General features: G+C 74.7%; 13 protein-coding genes and 3 pseudogenes. 11 read left to right on the top strand and 5 right to left on the bottom strand.

What is annotated here, in order from left to right:
• Positions 1–272, bottom strand: a pseudogene (locus tag ABTZ17_RS18735) (hypothetical protein); the annotation flags it as partial.
• A gap of 163 nt (positions 273–435) precedes the next feature.
• Here ABTZ17_RS18735 and rimP point away from each other — a divergent pair.
• The 9 genes from rimP (at position 436) to ABTZ17_RS18685 (ending at position 14,155) form a co-directional block, all read left to right on the top strand.
• Positions 436–936, top strand: a complete 501-nt coding sequence (rimP, locus tag ABTZ17_RS18730; protein WP_352196747.1) for a ribosome maturation factor RimP — start codon at positions 436–438, stop codon at positions 934–936.
• A 2-nt stretch (positions 937–938) separates the two neighbouring features.
• Positions 939–1,934, top strand: a complete 996-nt coding sequence (nusA, locus tag ABTZ17_RS18725; RefSeq protein ID WP_352196746.1) for a transcription termination factor NusA — start codon at positions 939–941, stop codon at positions 1,932–1,934.
• A gap of 150 nt (positions 1,935–2,084) precedes the next feature.
• The gene (locus tag ABTZ17_RS18720) at positions 2,085–2,360 is read left to right on the top strand and encodes a YlxR family protein (RefSeq protein WP_352196745.1); all 276 of its coding nucleotides are present in this window, start codon (positions 2,085–2,087) and stop codon (positions 2,358–2,360) included.
• Between the two features lie 148 nt (positions 2,361–2,508).
• Entirely contained in the window at positions 2,509–5,616 is a 3,108-nt protein-coding gene (gene infB / locus ABTZ17_RS18715) for a translation initiation factor IF-2 (protein WP_352196744.1), read from the top strand.
• A gap of 150 nt (positions 5,617–5,766) precedes the next feature.
• A complete protein-coding gene (locus tag ABTZ17_RS18710; protein ID WP_030651158.1) occupies positions 5,767–6,060 on the top strand; it encodes a DUF503 domain-containing protein in 294 nt (97 codons plus the stop codon).
• 27 nt (positions 6,061–6,087) lie between these two features.
• Positions 6,088–6,528 carry a 30S ribosome-binding factor RbfA gene (rbfA, locus tag ABTZ17_RS18705; protein WP_352196743.1) on the top strand — a complete coding sequence of 147 codons (441 nt, stop codon included), beginning with the start codon at positions 6,088–6,090 and terminating at the stop codon, positions 6,526–6,528.
• Positions 6,525–7,430: a tRNA pseudouridine(55) synthase TruB gene (gene truB / locus ABTZ17_RS18700; RefSeq protein WP_352196742.1), complete on the top strand. Its 906-nt coding sequence runs from the start codon at positions 6,525–6,527 to the stop codon at positions 7,428–7,430. The genes rbfA and truB overlap by 4 nt, the downstream gene beginning before the upstream one ends.
• Positions 7,431–11,743: 4,313 nt before the next feature.
• The gene (locus tag ABTZ17_RS18690) at positions 11,744–13,069 is read left to right on the top strand and encodes a hypothetical protein (RefSeq protein ID WP_352196752.1); all 1,326 of its coding nucleotides are present in this window, start codon (positions 11,744–11,746) and stop codon (positions 13,067–13,069) included.
• A 129-nt stretch (positions 13,070–13,198) separates the two neighbouring features.
• Positions 13,199–14,155: a bifunctional riboflavin kinase/FAD synthetase gene (locus tag ABTZ17_RS18685; RefSeq protein ID WP_352196741.1), complete on the top strand. Its 957-nt coding sequence runs from the start codon at positions 13,199–13,201 to the stop codon at positions 14,153–14,155.
• A gap of 132 nt (positions 14,156–14,287) precedes the next feature.
• On the opposite strand, the pseudogene ABTZ17_RS18680 reads toward ABTZ17_RS18685, so the two are convergent.
• Both ABTZ17_RS18680 and ABTZ17_RS18675 read right to left on the bottom strand, forming a co-directional pair.
• Positions 14,288–16,261: pseudogene (locus ABTZ17_RS18680) on the bottom strand (MinD/ParA family ATP-binding protein); the annotation flags it as partial.
• 1,044 nt (positions 16,262–17,305) lie between these two features.
• Positions 17,306–17,458, bottom strand: a pseudogene (locus ABTZ17_RS18675) (SCO5717 family growth-regulating ATPase); the annotation flags it as partial.
• 229 nt (positions 17,459–17,687) lie between these two features.
• On the opposite strand from ABTZ17_RS18675, the gene ABTZ17_RS18670 reads away from it, so the two are divergent.
• The gene (locus ABTZ17_RS18670; RefSeq protein ID WP_352196740.1) at positions 17,688–18,257 is read left to right on the top strand and encodes a dihydrofolate reductase family protein; all 570 of its coding nucleotides are present in this window, start codon (positions 17,688–17,690) and stop codon (positions 18,255–18,257) included.
• Between the two features lie 112 nt (positions 18,258–18,369).
• Here the strand turns inward: ABTZ17_RS18670 and ABTZ17_RS18665 are convergent, their stop codons facing one another.
• Both ABTZ17_RS18665 and eccE read right to left on the bottom strand, forming a co-directional pair.
• On the bottom strand, positions 18,370–19,020 hold the full coding sequence (locus ABTZ17_RS18665) for a hypothetical protein (protein WP_502994732.1): 651 nt from the start codon (positions 19,018–19,020) through the stop codon (positions 18,370–18,372).
• A gap of 80 nt (positions 19,021–19,100) precedes the next feature.
• Positions 19,101–20,261: a type VII secretion protein EccE gene (gene eccE / locus ABTZ17_RS18660; protein WP_352196739.1), complete on the bottom strand. Its 1,161-nt coding sequence runs from the start codon at positions 20,259–20,261 to the stop codon at positions 19,101–19,103.
• Between the two features lie 799 nt (positions 20,262–21,060).
• Here eccE and ABTZ17_RS18655 point away from each other — a divergent pair.
• Entirely contained in the window at positions 21,061–22,869 is a 1,809-nt protein-coding gene (locus tag ABTZ17_RS18655; RefSeq protein WP_352196738.1) for a type VII secretion protein EccB, read from the top strand.

Genomic DNA, 22,869 nt, shown 5'->3' with positions numbered 1-22,869 from the left:
GGGGCGAGCGCCGCCGCGTGCGCCGCGACCGCCGCCCGCAGCGGGGCCAGCCGGGGGGCGAGGGCCGGGTGGGCCGCGAGGGTGGCCTCGTACCGGGCCAGGAGGGCGGAGCTGCGGGCGGCCGCCGCGAGGCGCATCCGTCGTTCGAGCGACTCGACCCGCCGTACGGCGGCGCTGTCGCCGTCCCCGGAGCACCCCGTGAGCAGGGCGGCGCCCGCCGCGCCCGCGGCGCCGGTGAGCAGGCTTCTTCGCGAGGGCAGGGCGAGCGGCACGGACGGTCCTCCGGGGCGGTGGGGCGGCGGGGGCGGGACAGGTGATCACCGTACCGGGGTCGACCGCCACGAGGGCGGACGGCAACACCCTCCGGGACCGGATACCCTTTGACCTGACACGCGACGAAACCACAACAGCACACGCGGCCGAGGAGTCACCCGGATGAGCACGACCCAGAGCGACAGGCTGCGCGAACTGCTGGAACCGCTGGCCGCCGCCAAGGGCCTGGACCTCGAAGAGATCGAGACGTCCCGGGCGGGCAAGCGCCGCATGCTGCGGATCATCGTGGACTCCGACGAGGGCGTGGAGCTGGACACCTGCGCCGAGCTGAGCCGTGAGATCTCCGACCTGCTCGACGAGACCGACGTGATGGGCGAGGACGAGTACGTCCTGGAGGTCGGTTCCCCCGGGGCCGACCGACCGCTCACCGAGCACCGCCACTACGTGCGCGCCACCGGCCGCCTGGTGAAGTTCCTGTCGAACGAGGGCGGCGAGCTGACGGCCCGCATCCTGGGCGTCGACGAGGAGGGCCTGGACCTGGAGGTCCCCGGCCTGAAGGGTCGCAAGCCCACGCAGCGCCGCATCGCCTTCTCGGAGATCGCCAAGGCGCGTGTCGAGATCGAGTTCAACCGCAAGAGCGACAAGAAGGAAGAGGAGGCGTAGCCGTGGACATCGACATGAGCGCCCTTCGGGGTCTGGTCCGGGAGAAGGAGATCTCCTTCGACCTGCTGGTCGAGGCGATCGAGTCGGCCCTCCTCATCGCGTACCACCGCACCGAGGGAAGCCGCCGCCGCGCCCGCGTGGAGCTGGACCGCACCAACGGCCACGTGACCGTGTGGGCGAAGGAGGACCCCCAGGACCTGGAGGAGGGGCAGGAGGCCAAGGAGTTCGACGACACGCCGTCGGGCTTCGGCCGGATCGCCGCCACCACCGCCAAGCAGGTCATCCTGCAGCGTCTGCGCGACGCCGAGGACGACCTGACCTTCGGCGAGTTCGCGGGCCGCGAGGGCGACGTCATCACGGGCGTCGTGCAGCAGGGCAAGGACCCCAAGAACGTCCTGGTCGACATCGGCAAGCTGGAGGCCATCCTGCCGGTGCAGGAGCAGGTCCCCGGCGAGGAGTACACGCACGGGCTGCGCCTGCGCACGTACGTGGTCCGCGTGGCCAAGGGCGTCCGGGGTCCCTCCGTGACCCTGTCCCGCACCCACCCGAACCTGGTCAAGAAGCTGTTCGCGCTGGAGGTCCCGGAGATCGCCGACGGCAGCGTCGAGATCGCCGCGATCGCCCGCGAGGCCGGTCACCGCACCAAGATCGCGGTCCGTTCCACCCGTTCGGGTCTGAACCCCAAGGGCGCCTGCATCGGCCCGATGGGCGGCCGGGTCCGCAACGTCATGGCGGAACTGCACGGCGAGAAGATCGACATCGTCGACTGGTCGGACGACCCGGCGGAGATGGTGGCCAACGCGCTGTCCCCCGCCCGGGTGAGCCGGGTCGAGATCGTGGACCTCGGTCAGCGGTCCGCCCGGGTGACCGTGCCCGACTACCAGCTGTCGCTGGCCATCGGCAAGGAGGGCCAGAACGCCCGCCTCGCCGCGCGGCTCACCGGCTGGCGCATCGACATCCGGCCCGACACCGAGCAGGCGGAGCCCGCCGGCGAGTGACCGGACGGCCCGGGCGGAGCACCGTCCCGCCCGGGCCCGGAATAATTCGCTACCGCCCGGAGGTTCCCGGGCGGTAGAGATGGATCGCGACGACATCCGTTCGATTTTTCGCCCGGAGGGGTGAGGTCGGTGCGGGGAGGTAGACTTAACGTGTCTGGCCGGACGCAAGCCCCGGTACGCCCTGAGCGCACCTGCGTGGGATGTCGGGAGCGATCGGCCAAGAGCGACCTGCTGCGCATCGTGGCGGCCGGAGACGCATGCGTCCCGGATCCGCGCGGTACGCTGCCCGGCCGGGGTGCCTACGTGCACCCCGCCTTGGTCTGCCTCGACCAGGCGGTCCGCCGCCGGGCGTTCCCCCGGGCCCTCCGGGTCCAGGGAACGCTCGACACCGCGGCTCTGCGCACGGTGATCGAGGCGACACCGTAAGAAGAAGTACGGCACGGGTCTCCCGTGCGGTCAGGTACCTCGCGAGTTGGAAGTAGGTCGAGATTGCGATGAGCACTCGATGAGTACGCGATGAGTACGCCCATGAAGTAGCGACGGTCCGGCGGTAACCGGACCTAAAAGGAGCGAAGTGGCTAAGGTCCGGGTATACGAACTCGCCAAGGAGTTCGGGGTTGAGAGCAAGGTCGTCATGGCCAAGCTCCAAGAACTCGGTGAATTCGTCCGTTCGGCGTCCTCGACGATCGAGGCGCCGGTCGTACGCAAGTTGACTGACGCGCTGCAGGGGCCCGGCACCGCCGGCAAGCCCGCAGCCAAGCCTGGCGCGCCCCGCAAGGCCGCCCCCGCGCCCGCCGCGCCCGCGGCAGGCGCCCCCAAGCCTTCTCCGGCCGGTCCGCGCCCCGGCGCGCCGAAGCCCGGTGCCCCGGCGCCGAAGCCGGCCGCCGCGGCTCCGTCCGCCGGTGCCCCGGTGACCCCGGCCGCCTCCGGCCCGCGTCCCGGCCCGAAGGCTCCCGCCCCGAAGCCCGCTCCGGCGGCTCCGGCTCCGGCGGTTCCCGAGTTCACCGCGCCGCCGTCGGCTCCGGCCGCCCCGGCGCGTCCGGCGGCCGCTGCCCCGGGTCCGCGTCCCGCGGCCCAGCAGCGTCCGGCCGCCCCGGGCCAGCAGGCCCCGCGTCCGGGTGCCCCGCGTCCGGCCGGCCAGCAGTCGGCCCGTCCGGGCCAGCCCGGTCAGCAGGCCCCGCGTCCGGGTGCCCGTCCGGCCGGTCCCCGTCCGGGCAACAACCCCTTCACCTCCGGCGGTTCCACCGGCATGGCGCGCCCGCAGGCGCCCCGTCCCGGCGGCGCGCCGCGCCCCGGCGCCCCCGGCGCCGGTCAGGGCGGCCCGCGTCCGCAGGGTGCCGGTCAGGGCGGTCCCCGTCCGCAGGGTCCCGGTCAGGGCGGTCCCCGTCCTTCGCCCGCGGGCATGCCCCGTCCGCAGGGCGGTGCCCCGCGTCCCGGCGGCGCCCCCGGCGGCAACCGTCCGAACCCGGGCATGATGCCGCAGCGTCCCGCTGCCGGCCCGCGTCCCGGTCCCGGTGGCGGCGGTCGTCCCGGCGGTGCTCCGGGTCGTCCCGGCGGCGGTGCCGGTCGTCCCGGCGGCGGCGGCTTCGCCGGCCGTCCGGCCGGTCCCGGTGGCGGCGGTCGTCCCGGTGGCGGCGGTGGCTTCGGCGGCCCGCGTCCCGGTGGTGGCGGCGGCTTCGGCGGCGGCCCCGGTGGTGGCGGCGGCGGTCGTCCCGGCTTCGGTGGTCGTCCCGGCGGTCCCGGTGCCCGTGGTGGCACGCAGGGTGCCTTCGGTCGCCCCGGCGGTCCGGCCCGTCGTGGTCGCAAGTCGAAGCGTCAGCGGCGCCAGGAGTACGAGGCCATGCAGGCCCCGTCCGTGGGCGGCGTGATGCTGCCCCGCGGTGGCGGCGAGACCGTTCGCCTGTCGCGCGGTGCCTCCCTGACCGACTTCGCGGAGAAGATCAACGCCAACCCGGCGTCGCTGGTCGCGGTCATGATGAACCTCGGCGAGATGGTCACTGCCACGCAGTCCGTCTCCGACGAGACCCTCCAGCTCCTCGCGGGCGAGATGAACTACCAGGTTCAGATCGTCAGCCCGGAGGAGGAGGACCGCGAGCTGCTCGAGTCCTTCGACATCGAGTTCGGCGAGGACGAGGGCGGCGAGGAGTTCCTCGTCGCGCGTCCGCCGGTCGTGACCGTCATGGGTCACGTCGACCACGGTAAGACCCGACTCCTCGACGCGATCCGCAAGACCAACGTGGTCGCGGGCGAGGCCGGTGGCATCACCCAGCACATCGGTGCCTACCAGGTCTCCACCCAGGTCAACGACGAAGACCGGAAGATCACCTTCATCGACACCCCGGGTCACGAGGCGTTCACCGCCATGCGTGCCCGTGGTGCCAAGTCGACCGACATCGCGATCCTCGTGGTGGCGGCCAACGACGGTGTCATGCCGCAGACGATCGAGGCGCTGAACCACGCCAAGGCGGCCGACGTGCCGATCGTGGTCGCGGTCAACAAGATCGACGTCGAGGGCGCCGACCCGGTCAAGGTGCGCGGTCAGCTGACCGAGTACGGCCTGGTGGCCGAGGAGTACGGCGGCGACACCATGTTCGTCGACATCTCCGCCAAGCAGGGTCTGCACATCGACTCCCTGCTGGAGGCCGTCGTCCTCACCGCCGACGCCTCGCTCGACCTGCGGGCCAACCCGGAGCAGGACGCGCAGGGCATCGCGATCGAGTCCCACCTCGACCGCGGCCGTGGTGCCGTCTCCACCGTCCTGGTCCAGCGCGGCACCCTGCGCATCGGCGACACCATGGTCGTCGGCGACGCGTACGGCCGTGTCCGGGCGATGCTCGACGACAAGGGCAACAACGTCGACGAGGCGGGTCCCTCGACCCCCGTCCTGGTCCTGGGTCTCACCAACGTCCCCGGCGCCGGCGACAACTTCCTCGTCGTCGACGAGGACCGCACGGCCCGCCAGATCGCCGAGAAGCGGGCGGCGCGCGAGCGCAACGCCAACTTCGCCAAGCGCACCCGCCGGGTGTCCCTCGAGGACCTCGACAAGGTGCTCAAGGCCGGTCTGGTCCAGGAACTCAACCTCATCATCAAGGGCGACGCGTCCGGTGCGGTCGAGGCCCTGGAGTCGTCCCTGCTCCAGCTGGACGTCGGCGAAGAGGTCGACATCCGCGTCCTGCACCGCGGCGTCGGTGCGGTCACGGAGTCCGACATCGACCTGGCGATGGGCTCCGACGCCATCGTCATCGGCTACAACGTCCGTGCGGCCGGTCGTGCCGCGCAGATGGCGGAGCGCGAGGGCGTCGACGTCCGGTACTACTCGGTGATCTACCAGGCCATCGAGGAGATCGAGGCGGCCCTGAAGGGCATGCTGAAGCCGGAGTACGAAGAGGTCGAGCTCGGTACGGCGGAGATCCGCGAGGTCTTCCGCTCGTCCAAGCTGGGCAACATCGCCGGTGTCCTCATCCGCTCGGGCGAGGTCAAGCGCAACACCAAGGCGCGCCTCATCCGCGACGGCAAGGTCATCGCCGAGAGCCTCAACATCGTGGGCCTGCGGCGCTTCAAGGACGACGTCACCGAGATCCGCGAAGGCTTCGAGGGTGGTATCAACCTCGGAAACTTCAACGACATCAAGATCGACGACGTCATCGCGACCTACGAGATGCGGGAGAAGCCCCGCGCCTGACGCGAGGCACACGCGACCGTGTCGTGACCGGGGCCGGTCGGCGGAATTTCCGTCGATCGGCCCCGGCCGTTGCGTGTACGGTTCTGGTGTCCCTGCCGAGCGACGGCCGGCAGGTCACCGAACCCGAACCGGCGGGACATCCGGATCTGCATGTACGTGGGGACTCTGTCCTTCGATCTGCTCCTCGGCGACGTCCACTCGCTGAAGGAGAAACGCTCCGTCGTCCGGCCCATCGTGGCCGAGCTCCAGCGCAAGTTCTCCGTGAGCGCGGCGGAGGTGGGCGACCAGGACCTCCACCGCAGGGCCCGCATCGGGGTGGCCCTGGTGTCGGGGGACGCGGGGTTCCTCTCGGACGTGCTCGACCGCTGTGAGCGGCTGGTCGCGGCCCGTCCGGAGGTGGAGCTGCTGTCGGTGCGACGCAGGCTCCACGGTGATGAAGACTGAAAGCAAGGAAAAGAAGGAGACGGACCAGTGGCCGACAACGCGCGGGCGAAGAAACTGGCGGACCTCATCCGGGAGGTGGTCGCCCAGAAGCTGCAGCGCGGTATCAAGGACCCGCGCCTCGGTACGCACGTGACGATCACCGACACCCGGGTCACCGGCGACCTGCGGGAGGCCACGGTCTTCTACACGGTCTACGGTGACGAGGAAGAGCGGGAAGCCGCGGCGAAGGGCCTGGAGAGCGCCAAGGGCATGCTGCGCTCGGCGGTCGGCCAGGCGGCGGGCATCAAGTTCACGCCGACGCTGACCTTCGTGGCGGACGCCCTCCCGGAGACCGCCAAGAACATCGAGGACCTCCTCGACCAGGTGCGCGCCTCCGACGAGCAGGTGCGCCAGTCCTCCTCCGGTGCCAGCTACGCGGGTGAAGCCGACCCGTACAAGAAGCAGGACGAGGACGACGCCGCGGAATGAGCACCAACCAGCAGAGGACCCCGGACGGCCTGGTCATCGTCGACAAGCCGGCCGGGTTCACCTCGCACGACGTCGTGGCCAAGATGCGGGGCATCGCCAAGACCCGCCGCGTCGGCCACGCCGGCACCCTCGACCCCATGGCGACCGGGGTCCTCGTCCTCGGCGTCGAGAAGGCCACCAAGCTCCTCGGCCACCTCGCGCTGACCGAGAAGGAGTACCTCGGCACCATCCGGCTCGGCCAGAACACGCTGACCGACGACGCCGAGGGCGACATCACCTCCGCCACCGACGCCTCCGCGGTCACCCGTGAGGCCGTGGACGCGGGGATCGCCGAGCTGACCGGCGCGATCATGCAGGTCCCGTCCAAGGTCAGCGCCATCAAGATCGACGGCGTCCGCTCGTACAAGCGGGCCCGCGACGGCGAGGAATTCGAGATCCCGGCCCGACCGGTCACGATCTCCTCGTTCCAGGTCTACGACATGCGCGAGGCGGAGGCCGAGGACGGCACCAAGGTCGTCGACCTCGTGGTCTCCGTGGTCTGCTCCAGCGGCACGTACATCCGCGCCCTGGCCCGCGACCTCGGTGCCGGTCTCGGCGTCGGCGGACACCTCACGGCGCTGCGACGCACCCGCGTCGGCCCGTACAAGATCGACCGCGCGCGGACCCTGGACCAGCTCCAGGAGGAGCTGACCGTCATGCCGATAGGCGAGGCGGCGGCCGCGGCCTACCCGCGCTGGGACCTCGACGAGAAGCGGGCCCGCCTGCTGGGCAACGGGGTCCGGCTGGAGATGCCGGAGGCGTACGGCTCGGGCACGGTCGCGGTCTTCGGTCCCGACGGCAAGCTGCTGGCCCTGGTCGAGAGCAAGGGCGGCAAGGCGAAGTCGCTCGCCGTGTTCGTCTGAGGGTCGAGGGCGGACGGTCGAGGGCTGCGGTCCGATGTCTGAGGTTTGAGGTCCGACGGCTGAGTTCTGAAAGCTGAGAGCTGAGGACTGACGGTCCTCGGGATGGCTCGTGCTCCGTGTGCGCTCCGGTTTCGGCCGGGGCGCACCGGCGTTTCCGGAGTGTCGCGGCCGAGGTGCCGGCTCCGTGCGCGGCCGGTGTTCCTCCCCGGGGCGATCGTGTTCCGCCCTCGTGTTCCGCCCGTGCGTCGACGTGTTCCGCCCGTGGAGCGGTGGGCGCTCCCCCTCCGACCGCCCACCGCTCCAGGACCCCCCTCGCACCCCCCCGGACGGTCTCTATCCATTCGACACCCGCTATTCACCCGTCCGAGCAGGCGCTCGGAGTGAAGAGAGGGAGCGCAAGGGGGCGCATTCGGCCATGGCGCCATATCGCTGATCCTTTCTGAGCAGCCTTCCGCTCTACGGGAGCGCGGGAGGTCGGGATGGCGGGGCTGGTCGGGCGGGGCGGTACGAACGGACCGGCCGGGCCGGACCGGCTCGGTGACGGGCGCGACCGCCCGGGGGAGGACGGCGTCCGGCCGGGGCAGGCGGAGCTCCCTCTGGTCCGGATCTGCGATTCCGCCGGACGGATCCGGGGCTCGGGGTTCCTCGTGGACCTGCTCGGCACGGTGCTGACCGCCCACGAAGCGGTGGACGGCCTCGGCGAGGTGGTCGTGCACGGGCCGCGGGGCCGGAGCTGGACGGCCGGGGAGGGTGCCCTGCTGCCCTTGCCGGAGTCCGGACTGGCCCTGATCCGCACGGAGGGCCTCGGACTGGGCCCCTTGCCGGTGAGCCCGCGGGACCCGGTGCCGCCCGGCACGTACGTGCGGGTCCCGGCCCGGGGCTGGCGGCAGGCCCGGATCCTCGGCCGCGTCCCGCTCGCGCACGTGGCGGGCGACGGCCGTACCCACCCGCTCGGCGCGGGCCTCGCCCTGGCCCTCGGCACGGACGGCAGCGACGCCCTCCGTGTCGGCGGCGAACCGGCCGGCGGACCGGTCCTCGACGCCGAGACGGGTGCGGTGCTCGCCGTCCTGGTGACGGCCGTGCGCTCGGAGCACCGCTCTGCCGGATTCGCCGTGCCGTTGCGGGCCCTCGCCGCCGGGAGCCCGTCCGGTCCGCTGGCCCGGCTCCTGGACCGCAACACCCGCACGGTCCCCGCCTACGGGCCCGACCTCAACCTTGCGGGGGCCCTGCGGCTGGCGGACGGGCGAGACGGGCGTCACGGACGTGGCGGGCGCGGTGCGGGGGAGGGTGATCCCGGAGGCGCGAGGCGGGGGGAGGCGTGGTCTCCCTTCACCGTCGAACGGCCCGAGGTGGTGCGGGAGTTCGGGCGGTTCGAGGAGGGGGAGGCGTCGGTCTGTGCCCTGGTGGGGGATCCGGGGACCGGCCGCACCACGGAGCTCCGCGCGCTGGCGGCCCGCCGTACCGGCGGGCACGCCCCGGCTCCCACGCTGTTCCTCACCGGATCGGCCCTCCGCTCCGCCGACGCCTCGCTCGCGGCGGCGGTGGACCGTGCCCTGAGGGCGACGGCCGGTGGGGCGGCCGGCGGCGAGGGTGACGGCGGTGTTGGCGCCGGTTTCGACGGGGCGGGGGGTGCCGGTGCCGGTGCCGGTGCCGGGGAGCGGGTGGCGGCGGTGGGGCGGGCGGCGGGCCGGCCGCTCCTGATTCTCCTCGACGGGCCCGAGGAGATGCCCGCCGCGCTCGCGGAGCGGCTGTCGGACTGGACGATGGGCACCGCGGCCTGGTTGCGGGACACGGGGACGCGCCTGGTGCTGGCCTGTCGCCCGGAACACTGGGAGACCGCGGGCCGCCACTGGCCCGGAGGGGCCCTGCACCGGCCGGTCGACCCGGCCCCCCGCATGCCGCCAGCCGTGGGCATCGCCGGGCTTCCGCCGGAGCAGGCCGCTGTGCTGCGGGCGAGGTACGCCGTCCCGGAGGGGGCTTCGGCCGCCGGAGACGCGGATCACCCCCTCACCCTGCGGCTGCTGGCCGAGGTCCGGGCGGCGGGGGTGACGGGCGGCCGCCCCGGTCGGGCCGAGGTGTACGGCGCGTACCTGGACCTGGCCTGCCTGCGGATCGCGGCCGCGGTGCTCGGACACCGGGTCGGAGTCGGGGGTGGGGGTGGGGTGCGGGGCGCGGCTGGTGTCGGGGCCGGGGCCGGGGCCGGGGCCGGGGTCGGGCCGGGCGGGCGGGCGACGGCGAGGCTCGCCGTCCGGGTGGCGGGGCGGGTGCACGAGGCCGCACGGCGCAGCCTGGCCTCGGACCGCGGCCTTCTCGACCGGGCCTCCTTCGACGCGCTCTTCCCCCGGGCCGGGGGCTGGGCGGCTGCGGTCCTCACCGAGAGGCTCCTGATCGAGGACCGTGCCGGAGGCGGCCGCAACGACGGGTACCGCTTCGGGCACGAGGGGCTCGGGGACTGGCTCCAGGGAGCCCATCTGGACCTGACGGCGGCCCTCCCGTCGCTCGTACCGCTGCCCGGGGAACTCCCCGTGGGGACGGCGCAGGGCGGGGGTGGCGGTGAGGAGTCGGGGTTCCGGGAGGTGCCCGGGGCGGTATCGGGATCGACCCTCGGGTCGGCGCCCGGATCGGTGCCTCGGCACCGCCTCGGTCCGGTCCGTGAGGCCCTGTTGCGTCCCGCCGACCCGGGCGTCGTGACGCCCCACCTGCTCCGTCTGATCAGGGCCCTGAACGCGCTTGCGGGGGAGGGAGACCCGGAAGGCCGCGGTGCCGGTGCCGGTGCCGGTGCCGGTGCCGGTGCCGGTGCTGGGGGTGCGGGCGGTGCGGGTGCGGAGGCGCGGTGGTGGGCGGGGCGGTTGCTCGCCGACACGCTGTTGCGGCGCGAGGACGCGGCGGAGCAGCTGAACGTTCTGCACGCCTTGGCGGAGCACGTGGCGCAGGCCGGCCCGGGGGAGTTCGGCGGTTGGTTCTGGGACCGGTTGCCCGTTCCCGAACCCCTCCGTCTCGACCTGCTCCGTCGCCTCCTCCCTTCGGACCCACCGCCGTCCGCCGCCCGCCGGCCCCCCTGGGCGGAGGCGACCGGTCACCGGGGGACGAGTACGGGCATCGCTGCGGGCGGGGGTGGAGGTGCGGAGGTGGGCCCGGGTGCGGCGGGGGCCGGCGAGGGCCGTGTCCCTTCGTGGACGGAGCCGGTTCGCAGTTCCGTGGCAGCGCTCCGAGGGGCCCCTGAGGCCGGGATCGTGTGCCAACGGAACGGATCAGGGCCCAGTGGGGGAGAGCGCCACGGGGGTACGCGCGACGGGGGTGCGCACGACGGAGCGAAGGGCGACGAGGTCGGGGCCGGTTTCCGTCCCGGTACCCCCTCCGGTACGGGCCCCGGCCTCCGGCCCGGCACTCGTCCCTCGGCGACCGACCCACGAGGCGTTCGGCCCGATCTCCTGTCCGCGCGGGCACCTGCGGTGGGCGCGTCGGGGGCATCCCCCCTCGCTCCCGAGGCGGTACCGGCGGTCCGCCCGCAGGGCGCCGCGCCCTCCCCCGGGCCCATCGTCGTATCCTCCGCGCCGGAAGGGAGCCCGTACCCTGCCGCCGAGGCCCGGATCGTCACGGCCACCCCACTCCCGCTGGACCTGGTTCCCGTCGCCGCGGCCGAGGCCGCGCGGCGAGCAGGTGCGCGTCCGGGTCGACCGGCAGGGGGCGCGACCGGGGCCGGTAGTGGCACGACGGGTTCGGTTCCCGTGCAGCGCCAGGCCCCGACCCCGACCCCGCCCCGGGACACCGGACCCGTCACCCCCGCGCCACCCCGCCACCCGGGAACGGGCGGCCCTGAAGCGGGCCCGGGGCTCCCTTCCGAGTCACCGGAACCGGACTCCGGGCCGCAGCACGAGCCACCCGTACCCGCATCCGCCCCCGCACCCATGCCTGCGCCAAGGCCCGCGCCTGTGCCCACATGGGCGCCCGAACCGGCCCCCGCGATTCGGGAAGGGTGCTCCGAGGCCGCCCCGGCGCGCGTTTCCGTGGACATGAGCGGACCCGGATCCGGAGCCGGAGTGGGACCCGGACCCGGACCCGGACCCAGATCCGGACCCGGACCCGGACCCGGACCCGGACCCGGACCCGGACCCGGAGCCCGGCGGACGCCCGCTCCCGTGACGCCTTCCGATACAAGTGGCGCACCCGCGCTCCCCGATGGTTCCGCTCCCGCTGCCGGGCGCACGCATCGGGCCGCGGTCACGGCGACGCCGCCACCGTCCGCCCTCGCGCTCGACCCCGCCCGGTTCATCGAGGTGGCGGCCGGGCGGCTCGTACGGGATCCGAGGGGCGTGCAGCGTCTGCTCTGCCTGTGGTTCGACGACGAGCGCGCCCTGCGCGGCAGGCCCGGGGCCACCGTGGCCACCGCGGCCCAGGCGTTGTTGTTCACGCACCGGCGGCTCGCCCCGGACGACCTCACCGAGAGCCTGGTGGCCCGCGCCCACCCGCGCGCCGACCAACTCCTCGCCGCCCTCGCGGAGGAGGAGCCCGCCGTACTGTGCCGGGCCGTGGACCGCTGGTCGCACGATCCGCGCCCGGAACGCCGGGTCGCGGCCGCCGTGTACGGACCGGCCGCCGCCCCGCACGTGACCGCCCCCGCCGACCGAGAACTGCTCCGCTACGCCGCACTCGCCCTGCTGGCCCGGCCCGAGGACGGAGTCCTGCACGGTGCCGCGCTGGGCCTCCTCGTCCGTGACCCCGACACCCGGACCCGCTACCTGCCCGCCGCCCTGCGACGGTTCGCCGCCCGTGACCCCCGGTTGCCCGCCGACGCCCTCACCCCGGCTCTGGCCAGCCATCCCGGACCGGTGGTCGAGGCGTTCCGGGGCCGCCTGCACGGCTGCCTCCCGCCCGATCGCGGCACGATCCCGCCACCCGCTTCCCCTTCCCCTTCCGCTCCCGTTCCGGTTCCCGTTCCTGTTTTCGAGCCGGACCTCGACCCCGAAGGGGAGGTCGTCCTGGCCCTGGCGGCGGTCACGGGTGACGAGCCGGTCCGGCGCGCCGAGGGCCTGCTCCTCGACTACCTCGCCCACCGCCCCGGACCCACCGCCCACGCCCACGCCGCCGCGTACGTCGCCCACCGTCTGGACCGGACACCCGCTCCCCGCGAGGACCCCGTTCCGTTCGTCCTCCGTGCGCTGCGGGAGCACCCGCCCGGCCTGCGCGCGGCCCTCGCGCCCGTGCTGGCCGCCCCCGGTCCCGCCCCGACGGCACCCGAGGCCGAGCCGACGGGAACGGTCAGGGGAACGGCCACCGGCGCGTGCACGGGACGGGCGTCGTCTGCCGGAGCGCGGGCCCTGCTCCTCGACGCGCTGCTGGAAGGGGAGACCGACCACGAGGTCCTGGCCGCGCTCCTCGGCGCGGCCGCCCGTCACCACGCGGCCCGAGGCCCCGAGGCGACCGCCGCACTGGTCCGGGCGACCGCGCGGGGCCTGCTGCGCACCGCGGCGGGTGCCGAGGTGCTGGACCGGGGGGTGGTCGGGGCGGCCCGGGAGTCGCCCGCTTTCGCCGCGCTGCTCGTGGACGGGCTCAGGGCGGAGCCCGAGGCGTGGTCGGCCCTGCTCGGGCCGAGCGCCCGCCGCACCCTGGAGTCGCTGGCCGCCGCGGCACGAACCTGATCCCAGCCCGATGCCGATGAGTGGGCGGAGGCACGGGCATGGCAGTCTTAGTCCTGCGTAATCGCGCCACGTGCGATGACGCGGACGGGTACAGGATTCACTACAGGGTTCGGGCGAGGAGCGGTCACAGTGCAGCGCTGGCGTGGCTTGGAGGACATCCCCCAGGACTGGGGACGCAGCGTCGTCACCATCGGCTCCTACGACGGAGTGCACCGCGGGCACCAGCTGATCATCGGCCGTGCCGTCGAGCGGGCCCGGGAACTGGGCTTGCCGTCCGTCGTGGTCACCTTCGACCCGCACCCCAGCGAGGTGGTCCGCCCCGGCAGCCACCCGCCGCTGCTCGCCCCGCACCACCGCCGCGCCGAGCTGATGGCCGAGCTGGGCGTGGACGCCGTCCTCGTGCTGCCCTTCACCTCGGAGTTCTCGCAGCTGTCCCCGGCCGACTTCATCGTGAAGGTGCTGGTCGAGGCCCTGCACGCGAAGACGGTCATCGAGGGCCCCAACTTCCGCTTCGGCCACCGGGCCGCGGGCAACACCGCCTACCTGGCCGAGCAGGGCGCCACCTACGACTACGAGGTCGAGGTCATCGATCTGTTCGTCAGCGGGACGGCGGGCGGCGGCGTGCCCTTCTCCTCCACGCTCACCCGCAAGCTGGTCGCCGAAGGGGACGTGGAGGGCGCGGCGGAGATCCTCGGTCGCCCCCACCGGGTCGAGGGCGTCGTGGTCCGCGGCGCGCAGCGCGGCCGCGAGCTGGGCTACCCGACGGCCAACGTCGAGACGCTCCCGCACACCGCCGTCCCCGCCGACGGCGTGTACGCGGGCTGGCTGACCGCGAACGGCGAGCGGATGCCCGCCGCCATCTCCGTCGGTACGAACCCGCAGTTCGACGGCACCGAGCGGACCGTCGAGGCCTACGCCATCGACCGGGTCGGACTGGACCTGTACGGGCTGCACGTGACCGTGGACTTCCTCGCCTACGTCCGAGGAATGGCCAAGTTCGAGTCGCTGGAGGGCCTGCTGGAGGCCATCGCGGACGACGTGAAGCGGTCCCGCGCCCTGACCGAGGCGTACGACGCGGCCCGCTGAGCCGCGCCCGGACGACGACACACGAGACCAGACGGCACACGAGACCACCCGAAGGGCCCGCGCCCGCCCGACCGGCGGAGCGCGGGCCCTTCGCCATGTCCGGGCGACCGCCCCGGCGCGGGCCAGGACCTCTCAGGTCCGCGCCTGACCCTGCCCTGGGTGCTCGGGCTCCGGCTCGGGCTCCGGCTCCGGCGCTCCGGGTGGCCCGGGCGGGACCACCGGTCCGGAAGGCGCGACAGGTCCGGAGGACCGGGGCGCCGGCAGGGGAGGCGCGGGCGAGGGGACGGGAGGCGCCGGTACGGGTGCGGAGGGCGGGCCCAGCCGGGGGTCCGGGACGGACGGTCCGGGACGCGCTGCCGGGCCCGGACCCGTCGATCCGCCCGGCCCGGCGTACGGGCTCCGGGCGGCCGGGATTCCGGGCGGCGGCGTCGCGGAGTGCGGCACTTCCCGGCCCGGCCACCCGTGGGCCGGGGCCCCGTACGTCGGACCTTGGTGGGCTGGTACCCCATAGGCCGGAGCCCCGTAGGCCGGAGTCGTGTGGGGCGCAGCCGTGTGGGGCGGCACCGCGGCGGGCGGTGCCGCCGGGACGGGATCGCCCGGGGGAGGTGCGCCGGGGGAGACGGCGGTCGGGGGAGCGGGGGTCGGGGCGGGAGCGGGCCCCGGAGGGCGGCCCCAGGGCGCGGGGCCGCGGGCCTGCTGGGCCCGGACGAAGTCCTCGGCCACGAGCGCGGCGAGCCGGAAGTACGCCTCGCGGGCCCGCGGCCGCAGGAGTTCGAGGTCCACTTCTGCCCCGGCGGCGAGGTGTTCGTCGAAGGGCACCACGACCACCCCGCGGCACCGGGTCTCGAAGTGCCGCACGATGTCGTCCACCTTGATCATCCGACCGGTCTCGCGCACCCCCGAGATCACCGTCAGGGATCGTGCGACGAGGTCCGCGTACCCGTTCGCCGTGAGCCAGTCCAGGGTGGTGCTGGCACTGCTGGCGCCGTCCACGGACGGAGTGGACACGATGATCAACTGGTCCGCGAGATCGAGCACCCCGCGCATGGCGGAGTACAGCAGCCCGGTCCCGGAGTCCGTGAGGATCACCGGGTACTGCCGACCCAGGGCTCCGATCACCCGCCGGTAGTCCTCGTCGTCGAAGGTGGTGGAGACCGCCGGGTCCACGTCGTTCGCGATGATCTCCAGCCCGGAGGGGGCCTGGGAGGTGAACTGCCGGATGTCCATGTACGACTGGAGGTACGGGATGGCCTGCACCAGGTCGCGGATGGTGGCCGTGGTCTCCCGCCGGACCCGACGGCCCAGGGTCCCGGCGTCCGGGTTGGCGTCGATCGCCAGGATCTTGTCCCTGCGGACGGTGGCCAGGGTGGCACCCAGGGCCGTGGTGGTCGTCGTCTTCCCGACGCCGCCCTTCAGGCTGATGACCGCGATGCGGTAGCAGGAGGTGACCGGCGTGCGGATCAGCTCCTCCCGCTGCCGGCGCTCCGCCTCCGCGGCCCTCCCGACGAACTTGAACAACCCTCCGCCGCGCCCGCCGCGTGTCTTCTGCCGGTTGCGCAACAGCCGGTCGGAGGACAGCTCCACCGCGGCCGTGTAACCGAGCGGCGCTCCCCCTCCCGCGGCCTGCCCGGCGACCCCGCCGCCGGCGGCGCCGTAGCCGGACGGGTACCCGTACTCCGGTCCGACCTCGGGACCGGCGGGGGGCGCGGCGTCGGGCACCGCTCCGGGACCGACGCCCGGGGGCGGTCCGAATCCGGGCGATGCGGGCATCGGCGGCGGAGCCGCAGGGGCCCTACCAGGGGCGGTGGCGGGAGGAACCGGCCACGACCCGCCCCCTGGGATGGGCGCGTTTGCCGACGCCGGGGAGGGCCCGGGGGCGGGAGAGAGGGACGGAGCCGGAGGGGGCGCGAGCGCGTCGTCGGCCACGCCGGCCGTGGCCTGCCCCGGCGCCGCCGAGGAACCGGCCGGAGCGGGAGCTGCTTGTACCGGCCGGGGGACGGCGTCCCGCAGCGGCGGCACGGACTCGGGCCCCGGCTCGGCTTCCGGGACCGGTCCGGAGGTGGATCCGGAGGCAGGTCCGGGGCCGGAGTCGAGGGGCACGGGGGCAGCGCGGTCGTCCTCGGCGCGCGGCCCGGAGGAGTACTCGTCCGCAGGCCCGTAGGCAGAGCGCGGAGCCTCGTGCGGAGACCCGTACGGGTGAACCGCCCGGACCGGGGCTCCCGCCCGGTCCTCCGGGGCAGGTTCCTCGCCCGCGTACCCGTGCGAGGCACCCCCGACCACCGACACGTCGGGCCCGACCACCGACACGTCGGGTCCGGCCGCTGCGTCCGGTGGGCCCACCTGGAGGTGCACGTCCCTCCGGGGTGCGCCCTCACGGGGTGCGTCTTCTCGCAGCGGTCGATCGGAGCCGAAGGGGGCGTCGGCCGGAGGAGGCGACGAGACCTCGTGCCGTGGCGGCCGAGCTTCCGCCTCGTGGTGCGCGGGCCACGGCGCCCCGCCGGCCGGGCCCACGTCCGTCGCGCCGAAGACCTCCGGGTGCCGGCCTGCGTCACCTGTACCGGTGGAGTCCGATCCGGCCCCCGGTTCACCCGATCCGGTGTCCGCGTCCGACCGAGCCGCGGGCCGCCGCACCGGCGGGATCCGCATGGTCCGCTCCGACCGCAACGTCCCGTCCGGCGACGCACCCCGGCCGTCCTCCGGCGCGGCAGGCCCCGCCGCGCCCGGCCCGGGCGCCGCTCCACGCGGTTCCCCGTACCCCGCGGCAGCGACGGTCCCCACCCTGAAGCCGTACTCGCCCGCCGCCTCGGCGGGGCGGGAACCATCGGCCCCGTGTGACAGGGCGTCGGCGGCCCCCGTCTGCCCCGTCCCAAGAGCCTTCTCCGAAGCCGGAGTCGGTGTCGAGTCCCGAATCGGTTCCGGAGGCGTACCGAACTCGGCCTCCGGTGCCCGTACGACCGCGGATTCACCCGCCGCGGCCTCTCCCGTCCCAGCCGCTCCGGCCGCAGTCTGTCCGTCCGCAGCGTCTTCGTCCGCCACCCGGGGCGGATCGTCCACGGGAGGCGGCGAGGAAGTCCAAGGTTCGAAGCCGCTGTTGGGCGGCAGACCGGGTACACCCGGGGGAGGGGAACCCGCCGGACCCTCCAGATACCAGGCGGGTGGCGTGTAGTCGATGGTGAACTCGCCCGTCCGTTCGGGCGCCGCGCCGGACTGATCGTCCGTCGGGCCCTCCCGGGCCCCCTCGCGGCCCTCGCTCCGATCGCGGTCCACTGGCCCTCCTGCTCTGTTCGCGTACCTGCCCCCCATGACACCCCGGAACGATCCCGGACACGGCGGGCACCCCCACCGTCAGACTAATCGCGCCCGCCCGCCCCCGAACGGGCTCCGGGATGAACTCCCCCCGGACGGAACCCGAAAGAGGCCGAACCGACCACCACCCTCCCCGCCCCCGCGCGTCGGTCGCCCCTCCCGGGACGCGACACCGGAAGCGGCCCTAGGGTCGGACCGTTCGCGAGGAGCACGGAGGAGGACACCGATGCGCAAAGTGACCTACTCGATGGGCCTGTCCCTGGACGGTTACATCATCGGCCCGGACGGCCGCTTCGACTGGAAGGATCCCGACGAGGAGGTCTTCCGCTTCATCATCGACGAGGTCCGCGGCGTGGACGTGCACCTCCTCGGCCGGCGCCTGTACGAGACGATGCTGTACTGGGAGACCGCCGACCAGGGGCCGGACCAGGACGAGGCGACGCGGGAGTGGACCGAGCTCTGGAACGGGCTCCCCAAGGTGGTCTTCTCCACCACCCTCACCAGCGTGCGCGGCAACGCCCGCCTGGCCTCCGGCGGCCTGGCCGAGGAGATCGCCCGGTTGCGCGCCCTGCCCGGCGAGGGCGACATCGCGATCGGTGGCGCGGCCCTCGCCACGCAGGCCGCCGCCCTGGACCTCATCGACGAGTACCGCCTGCGCCTCCTGCCGGTTCTCGTGGGCGGTGGCACCCCCTTCTTCGCCCACCGGGAACGCCACGTCGATCTGGAACTCACCGAATCCCGCACCTTCTCCTCCCAGGTCGTCTTCCTCCGATACCGCGTGCGGCGCGAGCAGTAGCGGGAGCAGTGATCGCCCCCTCTCCCGCCCGGCCGACGCCATCGGTGCGGACGTCTGAGCGGGCGCCGGTGCGGTGCCCGCGGCCGCTGTCCGTCCAGCCCTGGACCGCCGATCAGTCCACGCGTCGTGGTTCCCCCAGGAGGCCCCGCTCCTCTTCCGTCGGTTCGGTGACGGCGAACCGACGGTCCCGCGCCGCGCACCAGAGGGTCACTCCGGCGCCCAGGCCCGGCAGGGCCTCCACCAGGGGCCCGGGGAGCTCCAGCACGCGGCCCGCTTCGCCGGCCTCCTCGGGGGAGACCCGTTCCAGTCCGACCAGGTCGGCCCGCCGCAACAACCCGGGCGCCACCCGGCCGAGGTGGGGCAGCAGGGTCAGGACCGTCTGCCAGGGACGGGGCGGCACCGTGCCCCGAGGCGGACTCGCCCCGCAGTCCCGCAGCACCAGCACCGGCTGTGCGACGGACGAGCCCAGGGCCGGGACCCGCCCCACGGCGTGCACGGTGACGCACTGCTGGTCACCGCCCGCCGCCCGGGCCAGTGGGGCCCACGACGGTGACCGCCCGGTCTCGACGGCGACCCGCACACCGGTCGCGGCCGCGCGCAGGGCCAGGACCTGCGCCGCCCACAGCCCGCCGACGAGCGTGACCCCGTACGGCGTCGGACGAGCCACGCCCAGCACCGCCGGCAGACCGTCCTCGTCCACGCCGATCACCACCCCGTCATCCCCCACGGGCAGGGCCAGTGCGTCCAGTTCGGAGGCCGTCACCAGGTGTCGGTCGGACGCGGAACCGCGCGCACCCCGCCGGCTCCACCACGTGCCCGGCGCCCGCGCCGTCAGGGCCCGCATCAGCGGACACCGCCCAGCGGGAGCGAGGCCAACACACCGGGGAGCTGCTCGCCGTCGAAGGGGACGAGACCGGCCCGTACCCCGCGTGCCGTGCGTTCGAGCTCGGCCCGCGCCGCCGCGAGCTCTTCCTCGTTGCGGCCGGTGAGGCGCACATGACCGCTGAGGAGCACGTCGCCGCGCGGACCCGGGCGCAAGGTCACACTCAGGTGGGTGGCCAGGGCCGGGCCCGCGCTCAGCAACGCCGCGAACCGGGGGAGCGGAGCCGAAGCGCCGCCGAGGCGCGGCCAGCGCGCCACCCGGTAGGTGGCGTGCACGCGGTCGTCACACCGCCAACTACGGGACCGCTCCTCGGTGCGGCGGACCGGGGTGCCGGCCCGGCCCGCCCGGTCCGCCGCCAGCGGGTTCGCGCAGCAGGACACCGCCAGGGCCGCCACGAGCTCCGGCTCGGTCAGCACCGTCGCCCCGAACCCGGCGCCCGACAGGCGCCCGGCCAACTGATCGGCCACCCGCACCAGAGCCCGCTGTGCCCCGAGCGCACCCCCGCCGCGGGCGGTCACGGCCGCTTCGCACAGGGCGGGGTCCAGCTTCAACGCGATCCAGGTGAGACGGACCGCCGGGGTGCCGGTACGGGCCTGCAGCGGGGCGTAGTTGCGGACGGCCAGGGAGTGTTCCGGCAGGTGGGTCGCGGGTGCGGGTCGGGTGAACTGCACCACCTGGGCCGACTCCAGGAGGATCCCGTCGGTGTCCAGGGCCGCACGGACCAGGGACAGGGGCAGCGGGTGTCCGGACCGGTCCCGGCGCAGTGCGGTGCATTCGGGATCCACTCGTACGAGTGCCGTCAGAAAGGCTCCGTCGCCGATCATCCCCACCGGACGTCGGTCCCTGCCCCCGGTGAAGGCCCATGTGCGCAGGGCCGGTTCGCACTCCACCAGGAGCGCCGTTCCAGGTGGAGCGCCCGTCGCGGTCCTCGCCCCGCCGGCCCGGCGCCTCCGGGCCCGTAAGGCCGTCGCCGACACCAGCCGTGCGGGCAGCGCCCGCCCCTTCCGGCGGGTGAGGGCCACGCAGCAGAGACCACCCGCCACCGCGCAGGCAGTGGCACGCCACGGGCGGCCGCTCGTGGCCCCGACCAGGAGCAGTCCGAACGCGAGCTGCGCGAGCACGACTTGGTAGAGCCTCAGGACGCCGAGCCGAAGCCCGGCCGGAGCCGACCGCGGCACCACCTCCGCCACCGCTCCGCTCGACGGTGCCGTGGCGGCCCTGGGCGGCGGGCCGGTGGGCGGCCCGCCGCCCGTACGGAGGAGCGTCCCCGTCCGACCGGGGCGGTCCGTGCCCGTCGACGCCGCTCCCGTCGGGCCGCGGTCGGCGCCCCGGGGCGCCCCGGACCGCCGCCCCGGCCCCGTTCCCTCTGCCGATTCGGCGGTGCCAACGCCTGCACGGCCATCCGCCCCACCGCGACCGCCGATGTCACCGGCACTGCCACGGAACCTGATTCCTCGCACGTGATCCGCCCCTTTCCGTTCCCCGCCGATCCGGCCCGTCGATCGGTCCGCCGATGGACCGTTGATCGTTGTGTTCCGCCCGGACGGGTCCGGAAAACGAAGGGCCGACCCTGCCCGGACCCCGATTCGGACCCGGAGGGAAACCCTGACAAAATCCCTGATGCGAACCCTGATGCCTCCGCTCCGGAGCCGTTCTCGAGCCGTTTCCGGCTCGCTTCCGTCCGTCCACGGCGCCGCCGTCGGCTCGCCCCGTATTCCTCCGCGGCATGCGTCGAAAGGGCCCACCGAAACCCCGGACCCGAGCGGGCGGCCACCCTACCGCTCCCTCAACACCCCTGCTCACCAAGGGAACTCGGCGTCGTAGAAGACCCCTCCGGACCGGCATAGTGACCCCGGCCGGAAGCAGCGGTCCCGTCCCTGCCCCGGCATCGGGCGAGCCGTCAGGAAAGGGCGGGCGATCATGGCGGTACGGCGCGACGAACTGAGCGCGTACGCGTTCGCGAAGCGGCGGATGGTGGCCGCCTTCCTCCAGGCACCCGCAGGCGGGGACGAGGAGGCGGCGCCCCGGCCGTTCCGCGCGGTCGTCCCCGGACTGGTCACCTCCGCCCTGCTGGTCGCCGGATTCGGGGGATGGGGAATGTTCCGGCCCACCGCCCCCAAAGGCTGGGACGAGCCCGGCGCCCGGATCCTCGTGGGCAAGGAGTCCACCACCCGCTACGTGGTGCTGAGGACCGCGGGCCGACCCCACCTGCACCCCGTGCTCAACATGGCCTCCGCACGGCTCCTCGTGGGCGGTGCCGACGCCGGACCGGACCTCCTCCAGGTCCCCGACGCCGTCCTCGACGCGGGCCGCCCACCCCGCGGCCCGGTCCTCGGCATCCCGTACGCCCCCGATCGACTGCCCACCCCCGACGAGGCCGGCACCCCGAAGCACTGGGCCGTCTGCCAGGCCCCGGAAGCGGCCGCACCCGGCCATCCGGACCCAGGCACGGGCGACGCGGCCCCCACCCCGCCCACCCCCGCCGGTTCCGTCCCCGCGGACCCCCTCCGCACGCGCACGGCCGCCTTCGTCCTCGCCCCGCGCGAGGCCGGGCTCCTTGAGAACAGGCACCGGCTCAAAGACGCCGAAGTCCTCTACGTACAGGGCCCGGACGGAGTCCGTCACCTCATCGACAAGACGGGGACGAGCTACCCGCTCGGGGGCCCGGCCCGGGAGCACGGCCTCCTGCTCACGGCCCTCCTGGGCGCCTCCCCGAGCCTCCACCCGCAGCGGGTCAGCGCCGCCTGGCTGGCCACCCTGCGCCCCGGTGACCCGGTCGCCTTCCCTGCCTTGCCCGGCACCCCGGGCGCGCGGGCGGGCGTCGGGGGACTCGGGCCCGCCGAGGACCGGGTGGGCATGGTGCTGAGGACGGTCACGGGCGCGGGCGTCCAGCACTACGTGGTCATCCCCGGCGCCGTCCGCCCCGTCTCGGACTTCGAGGCGGGCCTCCTCGTGCACGCCCCGGCGGCCGATCGACTCGAACTGCACGGCCGGCCCCGTGACGTGGACCTCCAGTCCGTCACCCCGACGGCCCCGCCCGAAGCCGACCGGCGGTGGCCCGGGCGGCCCCGATGGCCCGAACACCGCCCCGTACTCGTCAACCCGACCGGCGAGGACGGACCCACCAGCGAGGACGCAGCCACCGGCGACGACGGAGCCACCGGCGAGGACGGAGCCACCGGACCCGGCTCCCGTACCGGCCCGGGCGGGGACCCCGGGGCGAGGACCACCCTGTGCGTCGTCCGGCAACCGCCCCACGCACCACCCGCCGAACCGATCTCCGTACCCGCCGCCGGCCGCCCGACCGATCCGGTGCTGTACACCTGGGCGGCCCCCACCTTCCCCGCGGACGCCACCGCCACGGGGAACCGGACCTACGTCACCCCCGGGTCCGGACTCCTCTTCACCCAGGTGCAGGGCAGCGGACCGGACGCGAACCCGACCGAGGCCGAGGACGGCACCACCCCCGACGGCCACCCCGACGCCCCGACCCCCGAAGGCACCGTCCCCCACGGGAGCCTCTTCCTCCTCACCGACACCGGACTGCGCCACGCCCTCCGCTCGGGCGGCGCCGGCCGCACCGGCCCCGGAAACGGCTACGGGGAGGCCCGCATCAGGCTCGGATACGGGCGGATCCCGCCGGTCTCCGTGCCCCGGGCCTGGTCGGAATTCCTCGCACTGGGCCCACGCCTCGACACCGAGGCCGCCCGCCGCCCACAGGGCTCCTGA

Source organism: Streptomyces sp. NPDC097619, assembly GCF_040302735.1.
In the GTDB taxonomy this organism is placed as follows: Bacteria; Actinomycetota; Actinomycetes; order Streptomycetales; family Streptomycetaceae; genus Streptomyces.
This window is presented reverse-complemented; position numbering and strand designations above follow the sequence as displayed.

Bases quoted from the DNA above. Each gene is read 5' to 3' on its own strand.
- ABTZ17_RS18710 (WP_030651158.1), top strand. From the start codon at position 5,767: ATGTACGTGGGGACTCTGTCCTTCGATCTGCTCCTCGGCGACGTCCAC.
- ABTZ17_RS18670 (WP_352196740.1), top strand. From the start codon at position 17,688: ATGCGCAAAGTGACCTACTCGATGGGCCTGTCCCTGGACGGTTACATC.
- truB (WP_352196742.1), top strand. From the start codon at position 6,525: ATGAGCACCAACCAGCAGAGGACCCCGGACGGCCTGGTCATCGTCGAC.
- ABTZ17_RS18655 (WP_352196738.1), top strand. From the start codon at position 21,061: ATGGCGGTACGGCGCGACGAACTGAGCGCGTACGCGTTCGCGAAGCGG.
- rimP (WP_352196747.1), top strand. From the start codon at position 436: ATGAGCACGACCCAGAGCGACAGGCTGCGCGAACTGCTGGAACCGCTG.